The following is a 22,208-nucleotide window of genomic DNA, read 5'->3' on the forward strand; positions in this document are numbered from 1 at the left end:
GACTGTCTGTCCGTGGAACTGGTCGGGCGTGCACGCTCCCCGGTTCCCGCATCCCGCAAGACCCCGGCTGCGGCCACCGCCGCGCCAGGAGAGGAGAGGCATGGCGTCACCAGCACCCACGCAGACGGTCCGGCCGCTCGACACACTGCGCTTCGACACCTCGGGGCCCCCGCAGATCACGAGCGTCGTCACCGAACACCTGCGGCTGCTCGGCGCGGAGACGGACGGCCCCGGAAGGGCCGACGGCCCCGCCGCCGGGACCACGCTCGGCGGCGGCGGCTTCGAACCGGCGCGCGCGACCAGCACCTGGGCGGACCCCGCGAGCGGACTCGTGGACGAGGCGACGGTCCAGGCCGCCACCGGCATCATGGCCGTCCACGGCCGCCGCGACGGCGGCCCGCGCGGGCTCGCCGCCGACTACGCCGCCACGGCCACCGGCGTCCTCACCGTGCAGGCACTCCTCGCGACCCTGGTCGGCCGGGCCCGCGGCCGCACCGGGACCGGCACCGCCACCACGAGCGCGGACCGGGCCGGCCTGCTCGCCGTGTCGCAGTACCTCGCGGCCGAAGGTGCCGACGAAGGAGAGGCCGCCGAGATCGCGGCGGGAGGACCCCCGTTCACCTCCGCGGACGGGGTCCTCTTCGAACTGGAGACGCTCGACCCCGGTGCCTGGGCCGCCTTCTGGAAGGAGCTCCGGGCACCGGCCGAGGCCCTGCGGGCCGGATGGCGGCCCTTCCAGTTCCGTTACGCCACCGCCTGCGCCCCCTTCCCGGCCGCCCTCCACACCACCGCCCACACCCACGACTGGGAGCGGATCCGCCGCGCCGCGGCCGTCTCCGGGGCCGAGGTGTGCGCGTTGCGCCCGCTGGCGGAACGGGCCGCGGAACACGACGGGGCCGCGCCCTGGTCCCTGGAGACGGCGCCGGGCGGCGCACCCGCCTCCCGGGCCGGCCGCCCGCCGGGACCGGCCGGCGGCGGACCGCTCGCGGGACTGACCGTGCTGGAGGCCGGCCGCCGCATCCAGGCACCCCTCGCCGCCCACCTGCTCGGACTCCTCGGCGCCGAGATCGTCCGCATCGAGCCGCCGGGCGGGGACCCGCTGCGCGGCATGCCCCCCGCCTGCTCGGGCGTCTCCGCGCGCTGGCTGGCCCTCAACCGCGGCAAGAAGGCCGTAGAGATCGACATCAAGGCGGAGGGGGACCGGCGCCGACTGCGCGAGATGGCGGCCGGGGCGGACGTCTTCCTCCACAACTGGGCGCCGGGCCGGGCGGCCTCGCTCGGGCTCGACTCCGATGATCTCGCTGCGGTCAACCCCGCGCTGGTGTACGCCTACACCAGCGGCTGGGCCGGCCGGCTCGACGACGCCCCCATGGGCACCGACTTCATGGTCCAGGCCCGCACCGGGGTGGGGGAGGCCGTCCGTCCTGAGGGCGAGCCCCCGGCCCCCTCGCTGATGACCCTGCTCGACGTGCTGGGCGGACTGCTCGGCGCCGAAGCCGTCCTCGCCGGGCTCCTGCTGCGCGAGCGCACGGGCCGCGGCGTACGGGTGGACTCCTCGCTGCTCGGCGCGGCCGACACCCTCACCGCGCCCGCCCTGCGCAGGGCGGCCCGCGGGCAGAACCCCCGCCGGCCGGCGGGCTTCCGCCGTCCGCTGGCCACCACCGACGGCTGGATCGCCCCCGCCGACGCCGACGCCCGCGCCGCGGCCGCCCACGACCTGGCCGACCTGCCCACGGCCGAGGCCCTGGCCCGGCTGCGCGCACACGGCCTGACGGCCACCGCCGTCACCACGGACCTGTCCGGCCTGCACCACGACCCCCGGCTCACCGCCCCGATCGGCCGCGACGCGCACGGCGCCCCGGCGGTCCCCGACCCCTGGAGCTTCGCGTGACCATCGCCCTGCACGACCTGCTGCCCGCCGAACTCCGCCGCGCCTGGGTGGTCGACGGCACCTGTCCCGACCTCGACCTCTACAGCCTCTTCCGGGCCCGTCAGATCGCCGACCTGCACCGCACCGCCGTCGTCGACGCCAAGGGCTCGCTCTGCTACACCGCCCTCGACCGCAAGGTCCGATGTCTGGCCACGGGGCTGCGCGGCCTCGGGATCGGCCCCGGCGACGTGGTCGGCGTCCAGCTCCCCGACGGCCGCAACGCCGTCATCGCCGACCTGGCCCTGGCGGCCCTCGGAGCGGTCTCGCTGCCCTTCCCCGTGGGCCGTGGGGTCCTCGAAGCGGAGTGCCTGCTGCGCCGGGCGGAGGCCGTCGCCGTCATCGCCGCCACCGAGCACCGGGGCTTCCGGCACGCCGCGGACCTGCGGACACTCACCGGGGCCCTGCCCGGTCTGCGCCACGTCGTCGCGGCCGGACCCGGAACCCCGCCCGAAGGAACGATTCCGCTGGCGGAGCTGCTGCGTTCGGACCCCGCCGGGTTCGTCCCCGCCCGGCCCGACCCGGACAGCGCGGCCCGCATCCTCGTCTCCTCCGGTTCCGAGGCCGAGCCCAAGATGGTCGCGTACTCCCACAACGCCCTCGCCGGCGGCCGGGGCAACTTCCTGGCCTCCCTCATACCCGACGGGACGCCGCCGCGCTGCCTCTTCCTCGTCCCGCTCGCCTCGGCCTTCGGGTCGAACGGTACGGCCGTCACCCTCGCCCGGCACGGCGGCACCCTGGTCCTGCTCGACCACTTCGACGCCCGGGCGGCCCTGGACGCCGTGCGCGAGCACCGGCCGACCCACGTCCTGGGCGTGCCCACGATGGTGCGCATGATGCTCGAACGGCTCGACGTCGGGGCCGCACCCCTGCCGGCCCCCACCGCCCTGGTCCTCGGCGGGGCACCGCTGGACGAGACCACCGCCGCGGCGGCGGCCGAGGCCTTCGGCTGCCCCGTCGTCAACCTCTACGGATCCGCGGACGGCGTCAACTGCCATACGGGACTCGGCAGTACGGTGCCGCCCACCCACGGCTCCGCCGTGGTGGCCGGCCGGCCCGACCCCCGGGTCGCCGAGATCCGCATCGCCGACCCCGACACCCACGAACCGCTCCCCGACGGCGCCGTCGGGGAGATCATCTCGCGCGGCCCGATGACCCCCCTGTGCTACGTCGGCGCGCCCGAGCTCGACGCCCGCTACCGCACCCGCGACGGCTGGGTGCGCACCGGTGACCTCGGCTACCTCGACTCCGACCGCGTGCTGCACGTCGTCGGCCGGCTGAAGGACATCGTCATCCGCGGCGGTGCCAACATCAGCCCCGCCGAGGTCGAACGCGAACTCACCGCGCACCCCCTCGTCCGTGACGTGGCCTGCGTCGGGGTCCCCGATCCGCTGATGGGGGAGCGGCTCGCCGCGTGCGTGGTCGCCCGAGGGGCACAGGCCCCCACCCTCGCCTCGCTCGGCGAGCACCTGACCGGACGCGGGCTGGAGCGCCGCAAGCACCCCGAGCGGCTCCTCGTCGTGACCGAACTCCCGCTGACGGCGGCCGGCAAACCCGACCGCGCGGCCCTGCGCAGGCGCCTGACGGAGAGCGTCCCCGTGCCGCGGTGACCCGCGGGAGCACACGGTGAAGGGGGCCGCCGGCACACCGGCGGCCCCCTTTCGCGGCGGCCCGGACGGTCCGGCCGCACCTCCGGAAACGCGCCGCGCCCCCGGCCCGCGGGGGTACCGGGGGCGCGGCGCACCCGTCAGGAGCCGGACATGGCCTTCTTCAGCTCCGCCGCGGCGTTGCGGTAGACCGGCAACAGGTCCAGGTCCTCTCCCGGATAGTTGACGATCTTCACCTGCCTGGCACCGGAGTCGGGCAGCACCGGCCCCGTCGACATGTGGGCGTTGTCCAGCACCAGCGCCGGCTTCTTCGCGGCCAGTTCGGCGAGCTGCGCCGGGGTCACCGCCTCCGGGCCGTACGTGCCCACGGTCGTGGCGCCCGCGAGCTTCGCCGACCACGCCGTGAACACCTGCGTCACCACCGCCGGGCTGCGCCCGCCGGGCCAGCCCGCCTCCAGCTCCTTGTTCAGCTTCGCGTACTCGGCGTCGAAGCCCGTCTTCCACTGCGCGGCGGCGTCGGCCGTGCCGAACAGGCCCGCCAGGCGGCCGACTTCGGCGGACACCTTGGCCGGGTCGTTGTCGAGCTCCACCTCGACCAGCCTGGCCTTCGACCCCGCCGCCTCCTTGATCTTCGCCGCGTACGGCTCGAAGGGCGCGTACAGCACGAAGTCGGCCCGGGCCACGGCCGCGAGGTCCGAGGGCTTCGGGTCGTAGTCGGGGGCGTGGTGGACGGACTGGGGCACGATCACCTTGATGTCCTCGGCGCCCGCGGCCTTCGCGAAGGCACCCTCCCAGGTGGTGGTGACCACCACGGACGGCTTGCCCTCCGGCGGCTTCGCCCCGTCCTTGGGGGCGGGATCGTCGGCCGCCCCGCAGCCGGTGGCCAGCAGGAGGGCCGCACTCAGTGCGAGGAGGGAAGTGATACGGACGCGGGTGCGCGCCATGAGCTGATTCTCCGTTCGGGTATGAAGTGCACCGCGAGGACCACTGCCCCCGCGGTCAGGACGAGGACCGGGCCGGGCGGCCAGTCCAGCCACAGGGCCAGGAGGAACCCGGTCAGGTTCACCACGAGGCCGATGCCGACCGCCCAGAGGGTGATCGACCGCAGCGAGCTGCCGAGGCGGCGCGCGGCGAGTGCCGGAAGCAGGGTCAGGGCGTCGACGAGCAGGGCGCCGGTGAGTTTGATCGCCCCGGCGACCGCCACGGCGACGAGCACCAGCAGCGCCGCCGTCAGCGCCCGTACCGGCACGCCGGAGCACTGGGCCAGTTCGCGGTCGTGGAGCAGCAGGCCGATGTCACGGCGCCGCCACCAGAACAGGCCGGGCACGACGGCGGCCAGGATCCCCAGGACGACCAGGTCGGCCGTCCCGACGGACAGGATCGAACCCCACAACAGGGCAAAGGCACCTGACGCGTTGACCCCCGACACGGCCAGCAGCAGCAGGGCCGCCGCGATCGCCAGGCTCATCAGCAGGCCCATCGCCCCCGACAGCCCGTCCGGGGTCCGGGCGAGCGGGGCCACGCCCGCACCCGCCAGCGCGCACGCGACCAGCGCGCACAGCATCGGGTCGAGCCCGGTCAGCAGGCCCACGGCGATGCCCAGCAGGGCCACGTGCATCATCGCGAACCGGACCGGCATGATGTCGAGCCCGACGATGACGACCCCGATGACCGGCAGCCCGATCGCCGCCAACAACAGGGCCACCCCGGCGCGTTGCACGGGGAGCAGCTGCAGCAGGGTGCCGAGGTCCGCGGTGGCGAGGGTCACCGCACCTCCCGCAGCCGGCCCGCGGCCATCTCCAGAACCCGGTCGCAGCGGTCCGCGAGCGCCCGGTCGTGCGTCACCACGATCAGGGTCACCGGCAGCGCGGTCAGCACGTCGGCCGCCTCCGCCTGCCCGTCGAAGTCCAGGGCGGCCGTGGGCTCGTCCGCCAGGAGCAGCTCCGCGCCCGCCGCCACACAGCCGATCGCCCGCGCCAGGTACATCCGCTGCAACTGGCCGCCGGAGAGGGTGTGCAGGGGACGGCCCGTCAGCGCGCCCACACCGAGCCGCTCCGCGGCCTGCGCCGCCTCGGCCGGTGCGTGGCTGGCGGCGAGCAACTCGCTGCCGAGCAGGGGGAACCGGCCCGCGGCCGGCTTCTGGGGGATCCAGGCGCACGCCCGGCGCCGCCACGCCCACTCCGCGGGGGAGCGGCCCCCCCGGCCGCCGACCAGGATGGAGCCCGTCGTCTGCCGGTGCAGGCCGAGGACGGCGCGCAGCAGCGTGCTCTTGCCCGAACCGTTCGTCCCCGTCAGCGCGACGCGTTCACCGGCGGCGATCTCCAGATCGACGTCGGCGACGGCCTCCGTGCGGCCGTGCCGGCAGCCGACACCCCGCATGCGCACATCCAGCCCGCCCATCACACGCCCCTCGGTCGTCCTCGTCCGGCACGCGGGGGCGAGGTTCCGCCCCCACGCGCCAGTAGTCGCACGCGCGGCCCGCCGGGTTCCCGGCCCCGGCGGACCGGTTCGGCAAAGATCCTCCCGGCCGGTGCCGCCCCCGGTCCCGGAGCCGCCGCGCGGAGCCTCCCGGCGCGGGAAAACCGTTCGCCCGGGCCGCCGGGCCGCGCACACAATGGCGGCGATGACCGACACCGCCGAGCGCCTGCTCGCCGCCCTGGACCCGCTCCCGCACGCCGCCCGCCTCCGGCTCGCCGCCGTCACCGCACGCCGCCTCGCCGACCGGGACGAACTGGCCCCGCTCCTCGCCGAGCTGGACCTCGGCGGCCCCCACGAGCGGCGCCTCGCCGCCCTCGCCGCACTGACCGGCGGCGCCGTCCCCCATCTGGCCGCCCGCCTCGCCGACCCCGACCCGGTCGTACGCCGCTACGCGCTGCGCGGCGCCCACCGGCTGCCCGTGCCCGACGCGGCCGTCGAGGCCGCCTACGAGGACGCGCCCCCCGTGGTGCGCGCGGGGCTGGCGCGGCTGCTGCGCGACGGGGGACGGACCGCACTCGCCGAACGGCTCCTCCCGCGCCTGCGCCGCGAGTACGGCGACCGCGACGCGGCCGCGGTCCTGGCCGGCTGCTCCACCGCCTTCGTGCGCCGGCACCTGCCGCACCTGGCCGACGCCGTCCCCTTCGAGGGCTGGAGCCGGCTGGCCGCCCGTCACCCCCTCCCCGTGGTCGAGCACGCCGAGCGCGAGCTGGCCGGCCTGCCCGCGACATGGCGCCAGGGCTGGTGGGACCGGCACGGCCGGGCGCTCGGCGCCGCCCTGCCCGCCGCCCCCGCACGCCTGCTCGCGCTGATCGAGGACCACGGACCGGGCACGCTCCCGGGTCCCGTCATGGACCGCCTGGACCTCCTCGTCGCGGTGGACGCGGAGCGGGTCGCCCGCCGGCTCGCCGACGGGGATCACGGTGACGCGCGCCGGGAACGCACCCCGCCCGGCCGGGCCCTGCGCCTCCTGGCGCGCGCCGCCCCGCCCTCGCTGCCGCGCCTGGCGGCTCGGTGGCTGCACCGGGAGGCCTTCACGACCCTGCTCGCCGCCACCCCGCCCGCCCGCCGCCTCGCCCTCGCGCAGGAGGCCACGGCGCTCTTCCGGTACGGCACGATCCCGCTCCCCGACACCGTCCTGAACCTCCTGCCCGCCGCACAGCGACTCGCCGAGGCCGAGGACCGCCTCACGCAGTGCACCGCCGCGGGCGGGACCCGCTGGGACCGGCTCGACGTACTGGCCCTCCTGCCGCCGGACCGGGCCCGCCCCGAGCTGCTGGCGGCGCTCCCGGGCAGCGACGCCGAGGACCGTGCCCGCCTGTGGTACCTCCTCGTGCTGAACGCGGGCCGGACGGGGGACCCCGCCGAGGTGGCCGCGGTCCTCGGCCTCGCCGCGGACCGGCTGCGCAACGACCGCGACGCGGTGCGCAGGGAGTTCGTCGAATCCGTCGCGGCCCTCCCCGCGGGCCTGGCGGCGGCCGCCCTCGCCCCGGGGGCTCCCGGAGCGGACGGCCCCGCCCCCGGCGGGGCGGCCGGAGCGCTGGAGCGGCTGTGCGAGAGCGGGCTGAGCGCCGCCGACTCCACGCAGTGGACCCGTTCCTCGATCCGCGACCTGGCCCTGGAACTGCTCGGCCGGCCCGGCCCCGCGGCACCGGACCCGGACCCGGCGGGTGGCGTCCCCGACGCCCTGCGCCTGGCCGCCCGCGTCCTGGAGGCGCTCGCCGAGCACACCGGCCGGCCCGACCTCGGCGACCCCGGGAGCCTGGCCGGCCCCGCCCGCGAGGGCCACGGCGACGCCGTCCTCGACGCCCTGCGCCCCTGGCTGGACCGGGCCGAAGACCGGGGCGACCACGGCCCGTTGATCGCGACGGCCGTCGCCCTCGGCCCGCCCGGCCACCGTGTGCCCGCCCTCCAGGACCGCCTCGCGCGCGCCCTGCGGTCCTGCCCGGACGCCGACTTCCCGCGGCTCGCCGGCCCCTGGCTCGGCGACCGGGCCACCCGCGGCGAGCGCGCGGCCCGACTGCTGGACGCCGATCCGTCGGCCGCCGTCGTCGCCCCCGTGCTCGCGGTGCTCACCGCGGACCGCACGGACCTGCTCGACCTCGCCCTCGGCGAAGCCGCGCCGCCCGGACGGTTCCCCGCGCCCGCGACCGAGCGGGCGCTGCCCGACCTGCGCGACGCCGACCGCTGGCTGCCCCGTCAGCAGCGGGCCGCCGTACGCCTGGTCGCGGCGGCCGTCGCCGACGGCCGCCGGCCGCCGGCCGAACGGGCCGCACTGCTGCGCACCGTCGCCCTGGTGCCCGTGCACGGGCCCGCCCTCGCCGCCCGGTACCTGCCGTCGGGGCGGCCCGCCGGCGACGGGGCGGCGGAACCCGTGCTCGTCCGCGCCGCGCTGGAGGCCTCCGGCCGTGCCGAGGACTCGGGCGACGCCCTCGCCACCCTCCTCGCCCACGCCGGTGCCGACGGCGCCGCGACCGCCTGGGCCGCCGCCGTGCGGGTGGCGCACCGCACCCCGCCCGGCCGGCTCGCCCCGGTACTGGAGGAGCTCCTCGCGCGCGAGGACGGGGTGAAGGTCACCGTCCGCAAGACGGCGGCCCGCCTGGCGGCCTCGCACCTCCCGCCGGACCGCGCGCTGCCGCTGCTGATCCGGACCGCGCGCGACCCGCGCGCCCACGTCGACGTACGGGCGGCCGTGACGGCCCTGCTGCCGTCCTTCGCGGACGAGCGGGCCTGGCAGCTGCTGGAGGAGACCGTCGCCGACGGCCCGGCCGCGTCCCGGTTGGCGATGGCGCAGTGCTCGCCCCCGGAGCTGCCGCTCGCCCACCGCGCGCGCTTCGGCGCACTGGTCGCCCGGCTGGCCGCCTCCGAGGACGAGGAGGTCGCCGCGAGGGCGCTGTGGCTCCTCGACGGCTGGGCGGCCTACGCCCCCGAGGTCCTCGGTGTGGTGCACGACGGCTGCACGGACCTGTCGGCCCCCGACGACCGGGCGCGCAGTGCCTTCCAGCGGCTCTGCGAGATCCTCCGCTCGGGACTGCCGCACCCGCTCGGCGGGGCCGGGCCGGGCGGCCTCCTGCACGGTGTCGTGTCCCGTCTGACGGAGGCGGTCGCCGCCGGCGAGCCGCAGGGACGCGACCCGCACGAGGGCGGTGACCTCCCCGCCCGCAGGCGGCTGGAGCAGCTCGCCGGAAGCCTGTACGCGACCCCCGATCTGTACGCGCCGCTCGCCGAACAGCTGGCCGACACACCCGACCTGGCCCCGCTGCGGGGCGGACTGCTCGTCAGGGCCGTGGACCTCACCGCGCCCGCGGCCCGGCAGGCGGCGGCCCTGCGCGCCCTGACGGACGCGGCCGCGGGACGGCCCGTCCTCGCCGGACAGCTGGCCCGCGCCCTGGAGGAGCACCACCGCTACGGGGAGGTCCTGGACGACCCCGGCCCCTCGCTCGACGCGCTCGCCACCCTCGGTGACGGCCTGGCCGAGGGGCTGTTCGCGGTCGCGCTCGCCGCGGCCCTGGGACAGCGTCAGAAATGGCCGGAGCCCTGCCGGACGGCCGTCCTGGACCTGCGGCACCACCCCGAGCCGGAGGTGCGCGACGCCGCCCGCGCCGTCCGGGTCGGCCGTCCGTGACCGGAGGATGCGTCAGGCGGGCAGGTCCTGCAGGTTCAGCTGCCAGGAGACCCCGAACCGGTCGTTCACCCAGCCGAACCGGGCGCTGAAACCGTACGAGCCCAGCGGCATCAGCTCCTGCCCGTCCGTCGAGAGCGCCCCGTGGAGCCGGTCGAGCTCGGCCTCGGAACCGCACTCGACGAAGAGGGAGACGGCGGGGGTGAAGCCGAACGCGTGCGTGACGTGGCTGTCGATGCACAGGAACCGCTGTCCGGCGAGGGAGAACGTCGCGCGCACCACGGTGCCCTCCGGGCCGGGCCCCTCGGGGCCGTAGCGGGTGATGTCGAGGACCTCGGAGTCCTCGAAGAGGGAGGTGTAGAAGGTCAGTGCCTCCTCCGCCCTGCCCTCGAACATCAGGAACGGGGTGACCTTCTGCGGTGCCGCTTCCATCGAGCCTGCCTTCGGAGGACGGGGGGACCTGCCCCGCCGAGGCTATCCCGGGGGTGTGACGGCAGGGGCGAGCCGGGCGGGTGGTTCCGGGTGGCGGATGCGAGGGGGTCCCGGCGGCGCCGGGAAACGACCCCTGGGGTCGATCCGGTGCTGTTCCCATTCCCGCAGGTCCGCGACGCTGAGGGTCGCCGGACGGTCCATGTCTCCGTGCAGCATGCATTCGGCCATGGCGGACCGATGCCCACCCCGGTCCGCCGGGGGAACGTACCTGCCGCCCCTGTCTCACGATGTGGGTGGCATTTCCGTGAGTTCTACCCTTCTTCGGCTTGCATCTTCTGCCGCACGACGTCCAGGGTCACCGGCAGCGAGGTGAAACGGACCCCGGTCGCGTCCCGCAGGGCGTTGGCGAAGGCCGGGCGCACCGGGTCGGCGCCGAGCGGGCCGATCGCGTCGGAGGTCTCCATGAAGTGCACCTCGGCACTGCATCGGGTTCATGACCTTCCCGGCGTCCGCCGCGTGCACGCTGCGCAGGATCCTCATCTCCCCGGTGTGCGGATCGACGGCGAGGCGGAACCACCTGCACGTGAACAGCGTCCACTACCGGATCGGGCGCGTGGAGCTCCTCACCGGCCGAGACCTGTCCCGCCTCGACCGCACACTGGACCTGTACGCGGCCCTGCGCTGCGGGTGACCGCTCCGACGCCACCCGGATTCGTCTCCGTCCTCGACGAGTTCACCCTCGCCGTCCCCGACGCCACCGGCAACAAGCGCCTGGACAGCGCGCACACCATCGTGGAGACCGGCCGGCCCGGCCTGACGCTGGAGCGGATCCGCGAGGACGAGCAGGAATCACTGCGGTACCGGTACGAGTGAGGCGCGCCGCGGGGGCCGGTGGCCGACGGCCCCGGGCCGGTCGCCCGCTACGGCCGCGGGGCGGGGGCCATGTCGTAGGTGACCCACATGGTCCGGGCGGCCACCTGGTCGTACTTCGCCCGGGCCCGGTGGTTGTCGTCGGCTGTGATCCACCGGACCACGCTCCAGCCCCGTTCCGCCGCGAGGCCGGCCAGGGCGCCGAGCAGCAGGTCGGCCGCTCCGGAGCCGCGGTGTTCCGGAGCCACGAACAGGTCGTCGAGGAAGCAGCCCACCGTCGCCGACAGGGGCCGGGCGAACGGACGGTAGTGCGCCAGGCCCAGCAGCCGTCCCGCGGGGTCCTCGGCGACGAGGGCGCCGACCTCGTGGCCGGGGTCGTTCACCCACGACCACACGGTGGCGGCGGCCTCCTCCGTCTGCTCGACCCGGTAGAAGTCGGCGTAGCCGCGGTAGAGGGCGCGCCACTGCGCGAAGTCCCCGGACCGTACGGCGCGCACGGTGATGTCGGACATGGGCTGGACTCCCGGGATCGAGGGCGGGGAGGAGCCGACCTGCCGTGCTCCTCGCGGTGCGGTGAATCGATCATGCGGGAGTCCGGCCGGGGCCGGCAGCCGCCGGGGTGTCCAAGAGCGGGCGGCCGGGACGCCACACCGGACGGTGGCGCATGCGTCCCCTCGGCCCCCTCCGGCCCTCTCGGCCCCCTTCGGCCCCTCCGAGCCCCCTCAGTGATCCGATCCGCGGCGTCGCCGGCGTCCTGGCCGCCGAAGTCGCCGTAGGTGTTCAGCCTGCCGGGCGTCCCCGTCGAAGCTGATGTACGGATTGAGGCGAGAGGGCATGACATCGTCCCTTCGTGGCGGTCCATCGGTTCCGTCAGGTGAGATGACGCCTTGCCCGTGGCTGCGGGGAACGACGCGCCGGGCGACCGTGGCGGAGCCGGGAAGCCGCCGTCACCAAGCTGTGAAGCTCCGGCGGGACGCTGGTGCTCAGCGTTTCCGCCGCCTTCCGGCCCCGCACGGGTCGCGCGTCCCCAGGGGGAACACCATGAGCACCGTCCGCAGATCCGCCGCAGCCCTCGTCCTCGCCGCCGCCTCGGCGCTCGCCCTGACGGCCTGCGGGCCCTCCGGCGACGACGCGGCAGGTTCCCCCGGGGCGCCGACCGGCGCCGCCCCGGCCGCGTCGGCGACGCCGGCCGGAACGCCGGCACCCGCGGCCTCCCCGACCCCTTCGAAGGCGGCGAAGACCACGAAGCCGGCCGGGTCCTCCACCGCGAGCACCCCGCCCGGACCCGACCACGACGTGTTCCCGTGCAGCACCGCCGACGTCACGTTCACCGCGAGCCTGGCCGAACCCACCACCAGCAGCTACCTGTTGAAGGTCACCAACAAGAGCGGCAAGACGTGCCGGGTCCTCGGGCACCCGGTCGTGACCTTCGGCAGCCTCGACGGACAGGCCGCGGAGCGGGGCGCGGCCCCCGGCATCGAGGACGCCGTCCGGCTCGAACCGGGCCGGACGGCCTACGCCGGGCTCATGGGCGGGCTGGACGACGGCAGCGGCAAGACCGTGAACTCCATCGCCCTGACCATGAACACCGAGTCCGACCTGGTGCAGACTCCGCTCACGGCGTCCACCCCCGGGTTCCGCGTGGTCCCCGACAAGAACTTCGTGAGCCCCTGGACGGACAACGCCGAGGACGCGCTCAGCCTCCCGTAGCCGGCGCCCTCCCGGGGCCCGCGCGAAGCAGTGCCGTGCCCCCGCCCGTGCCCCCGTCCGTGCGGCCGTCCCCGTCCGGACGGGTGACCCGCGGCCCGCTGCGGCGGGTCGCGGCGCGGGGCGGCGCGGGGCCGTCAGGATGACCACCGGAAAGCGGGGCCGTCCTTGACGCAGAAGGAGCACTTCATGCTGGAACGACAGCGTCGGAAGAACACCACCAACGTCACTTTCGTGCTGCCCGAGGGCGACCCGCCCGGCCCCGTCAGCGTCGTGGGCACCTTCAACGGCTGGCAGCCGGGCACCCACGTGCTCGAACCCCGGCCCGACGGCATGCGGGCGGTGACGGTGTCCCTGCCCGCCAAGGTCACCCACTCCTTCCGCTACCTCGCGGCCGGGGACTACTGGTTCGACGAGGAGAGCGCCGACGGCCACGACGGCGCCAACAGCCGACTGCACACCTGAGGTCCGACCCCCCGGACGCCCCGCTGCGCCCCTGCGCCGCCGCGGGGCGTCCGTGCGTCCCGGCCGTCAAGCGAACGCCCTCGGGTCACCCGATCGGGCGGACTGTTTCCGGCCAGCCGCGTGTGCGGGCCGGCCGCCCGTCGCGGGGGTGCTACACAGCGGCATCCACCCCCACCGGAACCGAGGAGCGGCGGATGAAGCAGGACCCGCAACCCCACCGCCCCGCCCCCGTCCGGGGCGCCGTCCGGGCCGCGTACGCCCCGGCGCACCACGACGGCCGACCCGTCCGCGGAACCGGCGGCGCCGGCGCCGACGGCGCCGAGGCCCGGGCCGAATCCGCCCGCGCGACCGGCATCCTCATGGCCCTGGTGCCCTGCACCGCCGAGACCGCCCGGCGCCTCCTGGGCAACGCGGCACTGGCGGCCGGTGTCACCCACCGGCTCATGGCCCGGACGGTCCTCGCCACCCGCACCCGGCCCGACGACGTCGACCCGGACCGCGGGCGGGCCCTGCGGGCGGAGATCGAGCACGCCCGGTCCGCGCCGCCCGCCCCCACTTCCGTCGGCGACGGCCCGCAGCCCGCGCCCGACGTGCTGCGCCGGCAGCTGAACCTGCTGCGGTCCGCCCGGCGCCGCACCCTCGCCGCGCCCGACGACCCGACGCTGCGCGCCGCCCTGGAGGACGCCGCGTACACGCTGTGCGTGCTGACGGGGCAGCGCAGCGCCCACTGCGCCCTGGTCGCCGCGGAGGAGGCCGTGGCCGCCCACCGGCTGCCGCCGGCCGGGAGCCGCGGCCTGCCGCTCGGCCCGGCCCTCTGATCCGGAGGGCGGGGGACGGCACGGTTCCTACGGACCCGTGCCGTCCCCCGTCGCCGGCGCCCCCCGGCCGGGGCCGCCGCCCAGCGCGGCGACCGCCGCCACCATCCGGTCCCAGAAGGCGTCGGCCCGCAGGGCGACGGCGACCCGCGCGTTCGGCGGCCGGCCCAGCGTGCCGTGCAGGTCCACCACGGTCGCGCCCCGCGTGTGGCGGCCGTGCAGCTCCACCGCCACGTGCGCGTCGACGCAGGTGACCAGGCCCGGGTCCAGGACCCGCGCGACGGCGACGGGGTCGTGCACCGGGGGAGCGGGGAAGCCCCACAGCCGGCGGTAGGTGCCGGCGAAGAAGCCCAGCAGCTCGGCGCAGATCCGGCCCGGCTCGGTGCCCAGGGCCTCGAAGCGGGCGACGACCTCCGGGGTGGCGAGGGCCTGGTGGGTGACGTTCAGCCCGCACATGGTCACCGGTACGCCGCTGCGGAACACGATGTCGGCGGCCTCCGGGTCCGTGTGGATGTTGAACTCCGCGGCCGGGGTGGTGTTCCCGCGCTCCGTGGAGCCGCCCATCAGGACGATCTCCCCGATCCGGCCCGCCAGCTCCGGGTGGCGGGTGAGCAGCAGGGCGATGTTGGTCAGCGGGGCCGTCGGGACCAGGGTCACCGGCTCCGGGTGCCCGGCCAGGATCCGGGCCAGCAGGTCCACGGCGTGCTCGGGCCGGGCCGCCACCGACGGCTCGGGGAACCGGGGGCCGTCCAGCCCGGACACCCCGTGCACGTCCTCGGCCACCCGCAGCGGTTCCACCAGCGGGCCGGCGCACCCCGCGGCCACCGGGACCCCCGTGAGGCCGGCGACGGTGCACACCCGCAGGGCGTTCAGGGTGGTCTTGTCCAGGGTCTGGTTGCCCGCCACCGTGGTGACGGCCAGCAGGTCGACCGCCGGATCCCCGGCCGCGAGGAGGATCGCGAGGGCGTCGTCGTGCCCCGGGTCGCAGTCGATGACGATCGGAACGGGAACGCTCAAGGACGGACACCTCTCCCTCGGTCCACCGCCACTGCGACGGACGCCACCGGGTCCAGTCTGCGCACCGCGCGGGCCGCACACCCTTCCGCCGCGGCCGGATTCCGCCGTCTCACCGGTGCCGTCGGCACCCCTGTCCGGCAGTGTCAGGAATGGCCCGGTTCCTCCCGTTGTGTTAGGAGTGGGGTCGGGTGGGGCACGCGCCCTGCGGACGGACCGGATGCCGGGCCGGCGATCGGAGGCGGCGCAATGACCACGACCAGCCGTGAGGTGTTCGGCGCGCCCTGCTGGGTCAATCTCGCCACCCCCGACCTCGCCGAGGCCCAGGAGTTCTACGCCGCCGTGCTGGGCTGGACCTTCCGCACCACCCGGATCGGCGAGAACTTCCGCGTCGCGCTGCTGGCGGGCCGGCCCGTCGCCTCGGTCGGGGCGCTCACCCCGCAGCTCGGGGTGCCGACCGCCTGGACCCCGTATTTCGCGGTCGACGACGCCGAGGTGACCGCGGCCCGCATCCGCGAGCGCGGCGCGACCATGGCGGTCGGGCCGCTGGCCCTCCCCACCGGGCGCGCCTCGCTGGCCGCCGACCCCTACGGGGCCGTGTTCGGCTTCTGGGAGGGCGAGGTCGTCCAGGCCTGGAACGCCGGCCGGGAGGACACGGCCGCATGGGTGGAGCTCAGCACCCGCGACGCGTTCGCCGCGGCCGTCTTCTACGGAGAGGTCCTGGACTGGGCCTGCGGCCGCCCGGGCTGCTGCGACGTGGCCTACGAGCACGACCACGTGGTCGTGCGCCGCGGCAACCAGACGGTGGCCCGCATCGACGCCGGCGCCGTGGAGGACGCCCCCGACCCGCAGGTGCGGCCCCGGTGGCACGTCCACTTCGCCGTGGCCGACCTCGACGGGGCGGTCGGGGAGGCGGTCCGGCGCGGCGGCGCCGCCGTGACGCCCGTCCGCACCACCCCGACCCACCGCCGGGTCACCCTCCGTGACCGGGCGGGGGCCCTCTTCACCGTCAGCGAGGACACCGCCGGACGCCGCTGAGGGCCCTCGCGGTCAGCGCGCCGCCGTCAGCTCCCACATGCGGTGGTCCCAGCCGATGTCGCGCCGGGACACGGCCCGCAGCCCCGCGAGGGCCGCCAGCCGTTCGACGTCCTGCTCCGTGCGCACCCCGGAACCGAAGGCCGCCTTGAGCCGCAGGTGGTGCAGGGCCGCCTCGGTGTCCTCCTCGATGCCGTCGGCGCCCTCGACCTGCTCGACCAGCAGCAGCGCGCCGTCCTCGGCCACGGCCGCGGCGTTCTCGCGCAGCGCGAGCACCGCGTCCTCGTCCGGGAGCTGCTCCAGCAGGCGGCACAGCAGGACCGTACGGTCGCCCGCCGGGACCGCGCCGCCGGTCGGCAGCAGCCGTACCCGGTCGCGCACCGCCGTCTCCAGCACCCGGTCGGCGACGGTGCGCAGGGCGGACGGCAGTCCGGCCACCGCGACCGACAGGCCGGGGAAGGCCGCCGCGAGGCTGCCGGCGACCGCGCCCGCGCCCGGACCGGTCAGCGTGACCGACCCGGCCGACGCCCAGTCGTGTCCGGTGCGCACGCCCGGCGCGATCCACAGCGCCTCGTCCTCCACGGCCTCCCGCGCGGACGCGCCGAGCCGCTCGTCCGCGGCCATGGCGACGGCCAGCGGCGCGCCGGAGGCCGTCCGGTAGCCCGCCCGGCCGGTGCGCAGCGTCTCGTGGAGCCCGGACAGCGACAGGTCCAGGGCGGCGTGCGCGCCGCGCAGGTCGTACTCCTCCAGGGAGTGGTCGTCCTCGACGAGTTCCTCGCCCACCGGGGTCAGCCGGTACCCGTCGGGACCGGCCGAGAACACCTCCAGCTCGACGAGGTAGGCGAGCAGGGTGGCCAGGGTCCGCCGGTCGGTGCCGGACCGGTCGGCCAGTTCCCGCGCGGTCCGTACGCCCTGCCAGACCAGGTCGACCAGGCCGACGGTGACGGCCGCGCGGATGGCCAGGCCCGGGGCCAGGTCGGTGAGTTCGTGCAGCCGGTCGTGCGGGTCGGTCTCCTCCGGCTCCGGCTCGGCGGTCTGCGCGGCGAGGACGTCGGCCTGCGCGGCCGAGGCGGCCGGAGCGGCGGCCGGCGGCGCGGTGCGCCGCCAGTAGCCGGTGATGTGGGTCTGCTCGCGGGGCACCTTCCGGTCCACGGCCAGGTGCCGGCGGATGCCCTTGAGGGTGACGCTCTCGCCGGCCGCCCACGCGAACACCGTGCCCGGCAGCCACTCCATTGCGCGGACGGCGGACTCCAGCAGGTCGGTGGTGCCGGCCGGGGCGCCGTCGCGCACCAGCCAGGTGATCTCGGCGTCCGCCCGGGTCGGCAGCTCCTGGCGGTGGCTGTCCTCGCCGACCTCGACGAACACCCGGGCCCGGGTGCCCTCCGGCATCTCGGCGAGCCACCGTCCGATGGCGGGCAGCGCGGTCTCGTCGCCGATGACCAGCAGCCAGTCCGCGCCCTCCGGGTGACGGTGCGACATCTTCGGGCCGGCGATCCAGGTGACGTCACCCGGCTTCGCGCCCTGCGCCCACGAGGACGCCACCCCGCCGGCGTGGTTGACGAAGTCGAAGTCGATCTCCCCGGCGCCGGGGTCGTGGCGCACCGGGGTGTAGTCCTTGGTGAGCGGCCGCGCGTCCGCGGGCCAGTCGAGGCTGGAGACCTTCTGGCCGGGCAGGACCGGCGCGTCGGCGCCCTCCTCGGCGAAGAAGAACTTGACGTGGTCGTCGAAGCCCTCGCTGCTCAGCCCGGGCAGGTCGAGCCCGTCCTTGTGGAAGGCCCCGAGCTGCGGTCCGCCCAGGGTGACCCGCCGCATGCCCGGGGTCACGTCGGTGACGCGCAGCACCGTCAGCTCCCGCAGCACGATGGGAAAGGTGACGACGGAACGGGGATTGCGGCTGGACATGGAGAGGCTCCTCGGATCGTACGGGGATGGGGCGCGCCGCCGGGCGCGCGAAGGGTGCGGCGTACACGGGCGCCGCCCGGCCCGCCCCGTGCGGGGGGCGGGCCGGGCGGCAGCGGGGCGCGTCAGCTGCCGGCGACGGCCTTCGCCAGCAGCGGGGTCAGCTGCGCGGTCGCCCAGGGCGCGTTCAGCGCGTCCGGGTAGGCGATGGCGGAGGCCAGGTTGTTGTCCGAGGGCACCACCGCGAAGTGCTTGCCCTTGACCGCGTTCAGCGACTGGAACAGCTTGTTGCCCTCCAGCTCGGTCGGGCTGATCACGCCGCGGTCGCCGAACGGGTAGGTGACGAGGAGGACGTCGGCGTCGAGCTGGTCCAGGTTCTCCATGCTCACGCCGTTCTTGTCGGGCGCGTAGTTCTTCGCCTTGTCGGTCTTGACGAAGCCGAGCTTCTCGAAGATGCCCGGGTCCTGGGCCTCGTAGGACATGAAGCTGATCTGCTCCGGGTGGACCACCGCGTAGGTGTACTTCTTGCCCTTGAACTCGGGGTGCGCGGCGGCCGCGTCGGCGGTGGCCTTGTCGTTGGCCGCGATCACCTCTTCGGCCTTGGCCTCCAGGCCGAGGGCCTGGGCGGCCCGGCGCAGGCGCTCCTGCCAGGTGAGCGTGTCGGCCTGCGGCTTGTCGGTGTAGGTGACGACCGGGGCGATCGGCGCGAGCTTCTCGTAGTCCTTGTCCATCTCCCAGGTGTTCATGCCCAGGATGATGTCGGGGGCTTCGGCGGCGATCGCCTCGTAGGCGGTGCCGTCGGTGTCGTCGTAGGTTTTGAGCTTGCCGGCCTTGAGGCCGTCGATGGCCTGCTGCTTGAACTGCGGCACGGGGGAGCCGTCCTCGACGTCCGGGGTGATCACCGGGACGACGCCGAGGGCGAGCGCGATGGAGGTGTCGCCGTCGGAGACGGTGGCGACCTTGACGGGCTTCTTCTTGACCTCGGTGGTGCCCCAGGCGTTCTTCTGGCTGACGGCCTTGAAGGCGCCGGCCTCGGCCGAGGCGGCGGCGGGCTTGTCCGAGCCCTTGTCCTCCGAGCCCCCGCCGCAGGCGGCGAGCAGGGTCAGCGACAGCGCGGCGGCCGTGGCGGTGGCGGTCCGCCGCAGGCGACGGGCGGTGGAGGTGCGGGTTCCGGCGTACGTGGACAAGGGTGGTTCTCCTGTGCGGGATCAGCGGTGCCGGCGGCCGAGGGGGAAGATCTGCGGCCGGTCGGAACGGGGGTGGGGGACGACGATGCAGTCCAGGCCGAAGACTTCGGCGACGGTCTGCTCGGTGAGGACCTCGTGCGGGCTGCCCTGCGCGGCGATCCGGCCGTCGCGCAGGGCGACGATGGTCGAGGCGTACAGGGCGGCCTGGTTGAGATCGTGGGAGACCAGGACGATGGTCCGGCCGGTCTGCTCGTTCAGTTCGGCGAGCAGGTCCATGACCTCGATCTGGTGCGCGATGTCGAGGTAGGTCGTGGGTTCGTCGAGCAGCAGGGTGGGCGTCTCCTGGGCCAGGGCCAGGGCGATCCACACCCGTTGGCGCTGGCCGCCGGAGAGCTGGTCCACGGGACGGCCGATGAGTTCTGCGGTACCGGTGGCCTCCAGTGCCTCGGCGACGATCAGGTCTTCGGCCGGGCTGCTGCGCTGCCCGAACCGCTGGTGCGGGTGGCGGCCGCGCCGCACCAGGTCCCCGACGGTGATGCCCTCGGGGGCGATCGGGGTCTGCGGCAGGATGCCGAGCCGGCGGGCGACCTCGCGGGTGGGGAGGGCGTGGATGTCGTGGCCGTCCAGCAGCACCGAGCCGGAGGCCACCGGCAGCAGCCGGGCCATCGACTTCAGCAGGGTGGACTTGCCGCAGGCGTTGGGGCCCACCAGGGCGGTGATCCGGCCCGGTTCGATCTCCAGCGACAGCGTGTCCACGACGGTCCTCCCGTCGTAGCCCGCGGTGAGCGCGCGGGCCGCGAGGGCCGGCGGGGCGGACGGGTCCGTGACGGGGCGGTCCGTGACGGGGTGGCTCATGAGGGGGCTCCTTGCCCGCGGCGCAGGATCAGCAGGACGAAGTAGGGGGCGCCGATCAGCGCCGTGACGGCCCCGGTGGGCACGGGGGAGATCAGGGGGCCGTGCTGGGCCGCGACGTCGGCGCCCAGGACGATGGCCGCACCGACCGCGGGGGCCAGGACGAGGGCCCGGTCGGTACCGACCAGCCGGGCCGCGATCGGACCGCTGACCAGGGACACGAACCCGATGGGGCCGACGACGCCGGTCGCCAGCGCTGCCGCGGCGGCGCCGAGCAGCAGGGCCGCCGTACGGGCCGCGCCGACCCGGGAGCCCAGTCCTGCGGCCAGGTCGTCGCCGAGGGACAGCGCGGACAGCGCCCGGTGCACGGGCACGGTGCAGAGCGCGCACACGGCCAGGGAGACCGCGAGCGTGGTCACGCCGTCCCAGGTGGCGCCGCTGACGCTGCCGATCAGCCAGCGCATCACCTGGCTCAGGCCCTGCTTGCCGGCACTCGTGAACAGGTAGTTGGTGTAGGCGGTGCAGACCGCCGCCAGGCCGATGCCGATGATCACCAGGCGGTAGGTGTCCACCTTGCCGCCGGACCGGCTGAGCGCCAGCACCGCGCCGACCAGGGCGAACGCCCCGCCGACGGCGGCCGCTTCGACCCCGAGGGGGACGGCCGGCACCAGGAGCAGCATCGTGACCGCTCCGGCTCCGGCACCGGCGGAGACGCCGACGATGTCCGGGGTTGCCAGCGGGTTGCGGACCAGCCGCTGGTAGAGGGCGCCGGCCAGCCCGAACAGGGCGCCGCCCAGCAGGGCAGCCAGGGCCCGGGGCAGCCGGATCCGGTGGATCACGTAGTCGGCGATCCCGGTACGCATCCCGAAGGCGGCCGGCAGGACGTCGCCGACGCCGAAGGTGCGCAGGCCGCCGAGGAGCAGCGACGCGGCCAACAGGCCCACCAGCAGCAGGAGCAGCACCGCCCAGACCAGGGTGAGGCGCCGGTTCGCCGCGCGCCGCGCCGCACCCAGCAGTGCGGCGGTGGCGGCCGCGCCGCCCTCCCGCGCCGCGGGACGGGTGTCCGCGGCGACGGCTCGGGGGGACCGGCCGGCCGGCGCGTCCTTCGCGGTGCGCGCTGCGGGTGCGGTGCCGGGCGTGTCCGCGCACGGGGTGCCGGGCGCGTCCGTGCACGGGGTGCGCGGCGGTGCGGAGTCCGCGGTGGTCACGGGGGTGTCGGGCATGTTCCTCACATCCGCACCAGGTCGCGGCGCCGGGCCAGCCACACGAAGAAGGGCGTGCCGACGATGCCGGTCATCACCGAGACCTGTACCTCGCCGTGGTCCAGGACCAGGCGGCCGAGCGTGTCGGCGCCGACGAGGAGGATCGCCCCGCAGGCCATGGACAGCGGCAGCGACCAGCGGTGGTCGGAGCCGACGAGCATGCGCGCCACGTGCGCGGCGACCAGGCCGACGAACGCCACCGGGCCGACGGCCGCCGTGGCGGCCGCGCACAGCAGCACCGCGACGGCGGCGCCGAGCAGTTGGGCCCGTTCGACCCGGACGCCCAGCCCGCGCGCCGTGTCCGCGCCGAGGGCGAGCACGTTCAGGGTGCGCCCCAGGGGCAGGGCGAGCAGCAGTCCGGCCAGCACGAAGGGGGTGATCTCGTCCAGCACCGAGGAGCGGCCGGCGAGCTGTCCCACCGACCAGAACCGCAGGGAGGAGAAGACCACTTCGTCGCGCACGACCAGCAGGGTCACCACGGAGGCGAGGAGCGCGGCCACAGCGACGCCGGCCAGGACGAGGCCGAGCGTGCTGCTGCCGGCCCGGGTGCGGGTGCCGATCAGACAGACGGCGGCGGCGGTGAGGGCGGCGCCGGCCAGCGCCAGCCAGAAGAAGCCGTTCGCGTCGTTCACGTCCAGGACGAGGATGCCGAGCACCACGAAGAGGGCGGCCCCCTGCTGCACCCCGAGGATCCCGGGGTCGGACAGCGGATTGACCGTCAGGGCCTGCATGACCAGGCCGGATGCGCCGAGGGCGGCCCCGACGAGCAGGCCCAGCAGGGTGCGGGGGATCCGTTCGGTCCAGAGCACGTCGTGGTCGTAGCCGGTGCCGAACGGGTCGAACAGGATCCGTACGACGGACGTCGCCGGGATGTCGCGGGCGCCGAGGCCGATGCCGGCGATCACCACCACCGACAGGATCAGGCAGGCGAGCAGCGCGACCGGCGCACCGCGGGCCGCGCGGGTGCGCGCCACGGGCGGGGCCGACGCCGCCACCGGCGGGGCGGATCGATTCATGGGGGTTCGGAGGCTCCTCACCA

General features: G+C 75.9%; 19 protein-coding genes and 2 pseudogenes. 9 read left to right on the forward strand and 12 right to left on the reverse strand.

Annotated features, from left to right (window positions below; genetic code table 11):
• The first annotated feature begins 100 nt into the window (after positions 1 to 100).
• Positions 101 to 1,891 (forward strand): CoA transferase, encoded by a 1,791-nt coding sequence (locus ACPU2J_RS28945; protein WP_423834328.1) that lies wholly within the window; start codon positions 101 to 103, stop codon positions 1,889 to 1,891.
• On the forward strand, positions 1,888 to 3,537 hold the full coding sequence (locus ACPU2J_RS28950) for a class I adenylate-forming enzyme family protein (protein WP_420078943.1): 1,650 nt from the start codon (positions 1,888 to 1,890) through the stop codon (positions 3,535 to 3,537). Before ACPU2J_RS28945 ends, ACPU2J_RS28950 begins: the two co-directional genes overlap by 4 nt.
• 137 nt (positions 3,538 to 3,674) lie before the next feature.
• On the opposite strand, the gene ACPU2J_RS28955 is transcribed toward ACPU2J_RS28950, so the two are convergent.
• From ACPU2J_RS28955 to ACPU2J_RS28965, 3 genes are read right to left on the reverse strand one after another with little or no spacing between them, the layout of a single operon-like run.
• Entirely contained in the window at positions 3,675 to 4,478 is an 804-nt protein-coding gene (locus ACPU2J_RS28955) for an ABC transporter substrate-binding protein (RefSeq protein ID WP_423834329.1), read from the reverse strand.
• Positions 4,436 to 5,302 carry a metal ABC transporter permease gene (locus ACPU2J_RS28960; protein ID WP_423834330.1) on the reverse strand — a complete coding sequence of 289 codons (867 nt, stop codon included), beginning with the start codon at positions 5,300 to 5,302 and terminating at the stop codon, positions 4,436 to 4,438. The genes ACPU2J_RS28955 and ACPU2J_RS28960 overlap by 43 nt, the downstream gene beginning before the upstream one ends.
• Positions 5,299 to 5,934: an ATP-binding cassette domain-containing protein gene (locus ACPU2J_RS28965; RefSeq protein ID WP_420078940.1), complete on the reverse strand. Its 636-nt coding sequence runs from the start codon at positions 5,932 to 5,934 to the stop codon at positions 5,299 to 5,301. The genes ACPU2J_RS28960 and ACPU2J_RS28965 overlap by 4 nt, the downstream gene beginning before the upstream one ends.
• 223 nt (positions 5,935 to 6,157) lie before the next feature.
• Between ACPU2J_RS28965 and ACPU2J_RS28970 the strand changes: the two genes are divergently transcribed.
• A complete protein-coding gene (locus ACPU2J_RS28970) occupies positions 6,158 to 9,634 on the forward strand; it encodes a hypothetical protein (protein ID WP_423834331.1) in 3,477 nt (1,158 codons plus the stop codon).
• A 12-nt stretch (positions 9,635 to 9,646) separates the two neighbouring features.
• Here ACPU2J_RS28970 and ACPU2J_RS28975 read toward each other — a convergent pair whose 3' ends face one another.
• Entirely contained in the window at positions 9,647 to 10,063 is a 417-nt protein-coding gene (locus ACPU2J_RS28975) for a VOC family protein (protein WP_420078938.1), read from the reverse strand.
• 311 nt (positions 10,064 to 10,374) lie between these two features.
• Positions 10,375 to 10,651 (reverse strand): annotated as a pseudogene (locus tag ACPU2J_RS28980) (molybdopterin cofactor-binding domain-containing protein); the annotation flags it as partial.
• Between ACPU2J_RS28980 and ACPU2J_RS28985 the strand changes: the two are divergent.
• Positions 10,557 to 10,754 (forward strand): helix-turn-helix domain-containing protein, encoded by a 198-nt coding sequence (locus tag ACPU2J_RS28985; protein ID WP_423834332.1) that lies wholly within the window; start codon positions 10,557 to 10,559, stop codon positions 10,752 to 10,754. The pseudogene ACPU2J_RS28980 and the gene ACPU2J_RS28985 sit on opposite strands and share 95 nt — an antisense overlap.
• Positions 10,755 to 10,765: 11 nt before the next feature.
• Positions 10,766 to 10,879, forward strand: a pseudogene (locus ACPU2J_RS28990) (MSMEG_1061 family FMN-dependent PPOX-type flavoprotein); the annotation flags it as partial.
• A 104-nt stretch (positions 10,880 to 10,983) separates the two neighbouring features.
• Here ACPU2J_RS28990 and ACPU2J_RS28995 read toward each other — a convergent pair.
• A complete protein-coding gene (locus ACPU2J_RS28995) occupies positions 10,984 to 11,445 on the reverse strand; it encodes a GNAT family N-acetyltransferase (protein WP_361595365.1) in 462 nt (153 codons plus the stop codon).
• 529 nt (positions 11,446 to 11,974) lie between these two features.
• Between ACPU2J_RS28995 and ACPU2J_RS29000 the strand changes: the two genes are divergently transcribed.
• The 3 genes from ACPU2J_RS29000 to ACPU2J_RS29010 all read left to right on the forward strand — a co-directional run bounded on the left by ACPU2J_RS29000 (position 11,975) and on the right by ACPU2J_RS29010 (position 13,923).
• Positions 11,975 to 12,643 carry a DUF4232 domain-containing protein gene (locus ACPU2J_RS29000; RefSeq protein ID WP_423834333.1) on the forward strand — a complete coding sequence of 223 codons (669 nt, stop codon included), beginning with the start codon at positions 11,975 to 11,977 and terminating at the stop codon, positions 12,641 to 12,643.
• 186 nt (positions 12,644 to 12,829) lie between these two features.
• Complete coding sequence (locus ACPU2J_RS29005; protein WP_361595371.1) at positions 12,830 to 13,105, forward strand: hypothetical protein; 276 nt, start codon at positions 12,830 to 12,832, stop codon at positions 13,103 to 13,105.
• Positions 13,106 to 13,299: 194 nt separating this feature from the next.
• Positions 13,300 to 13,923, forward strand: coding sequence for a DUF5133 domain-containing protein (locus tag ACPU2J_RS29010; RefSeq protein WP_423834334.1), 624 nt, complete (start codon positions 13,300 to 13,302; stop codon positions 13,921 to 13,923).
• Positions 13,924 to 13,950: 27 nt separating this feature from the next.
• Here ACPU2J_RS29010 and ACPU2J_RS29015 read toward each other — a convergent pair whose 3' ends face one another.
• Positions 13,951 to 14,937: a nucleoside hydrolase gene (locus ACPU2J_RS29015; RefSeq protein ID WP_423834335.1), complete on the reverse strand. Its 987-nt coding sequence runs from the start codon at positions 14,935 to 14,937 to the stop codon at positions 13,951 to 13,953.
• A 246-nt stretch (positions 14,938 to 15,183) separates the two neighbouring features.
• Here ACPU2J_RS29015 and ACPU2J_RS29020 point away from each other — a divergent pair, with 246 nt between their 5' ends.
• Positions 15,184 to 15,972, forward strand: a complete 789-nt coding sequence (locus ACPU2J_RS29020; protein WP_420078934.1) for a VOC family protein — start codon at positions 15,184 to 15,186, stop codon at positions 15,970 to 15,972.
• Between the two features lie 12 nt (positions 15,973 to 15,984).
• Here ACPU2J_RS29020 and ACPU2J_RS29025 read toward each other — a convergent pair whose 3' ends face one another.
• The 5 genes from ACPU2J_RS29025 to ACPU2J_RS29045 form a co-directional block, all read right to left on the reverse strand.
• Complete coding sequence (locus tag ACPU2J_RS29025; protein ID WP_423834336.1) at positions 15,985 to 17,871, reverse strand: SIP domain-containing protein; 1,887 nt, start codon at positions 17,869 to 17,871, stop codon at positions 15,985 to 15,987.
• 122 nt (positions 17,872 to 17,993) lie between these two features.
• On the reverse strand, positions 17,994 to 19,055 hold the full coding sequence (locus ACPU2J_RS29030; protein WP_420078932.1) for an ABC transporter substrate-binding protein: 1,062 nt from the start codon (positions 19,053 to 19,055) through the stop codon (positions 17,994 to 17,996).
• Between the two features lie 21 nt (positions 19,056 to 19,076).
• Positions 19,077 to 19,910 (reverse strand): ABC transporter ATP-binding protein, encoded by an 834-nt coding sequence (locus ACPU2J_RS29035; protein WP_361595383.1) that lies wholly within the window; start codon positions 19,908 to 19,910, stop codon positions 19,077 to 19,079.
• The gene (locus ACPU2J_RS29040) at positions 19,907 to 21,130 is read right to left on the reverse strand and encodes a FecCD family ABC transporter permease (protein ID WP_420078931.1); all 1,224 of its coding nucleotides are present in this window, start codon (positions 21,128 to 21,130) and stop codon (positions 19,907 to 19,909) included. The genes ACPU2J_RS29035 and ACPU2J_RS29040 overlap by 4 nt, the downstream gene beginning before the upstream one ends.
• 5 nt (positions 21,131 to 21,135) lie before the next feature.
• The gene (locus ACPU2J_RS29045; RefSeq protein ID WP_420078930.1) at positions 21,136 to 22,185 is read right to left on the reverse strand and encodes a FecCD family ABC transporter permease; all 1,050 of its coding nucleotides are present in this window, start codon (positions 22,183 to 22,185) and stop codon (positions 21,136 to 21,138) included.
• Between the last annotated feature and the right edge of the window lie 23 nt (positions 22,186 to 22,208).

Origin of the sequence: Streptomyces manipurensis, assembly GCF_049570255.1 — a bacterium.
Classification (GTDB): domain Bacteria; phylum Actinomycetota; class Actinomycetes; order Streptomycetales; family Streptomycetaceae; genus Streptomyces; species Streptomyces manipurensis.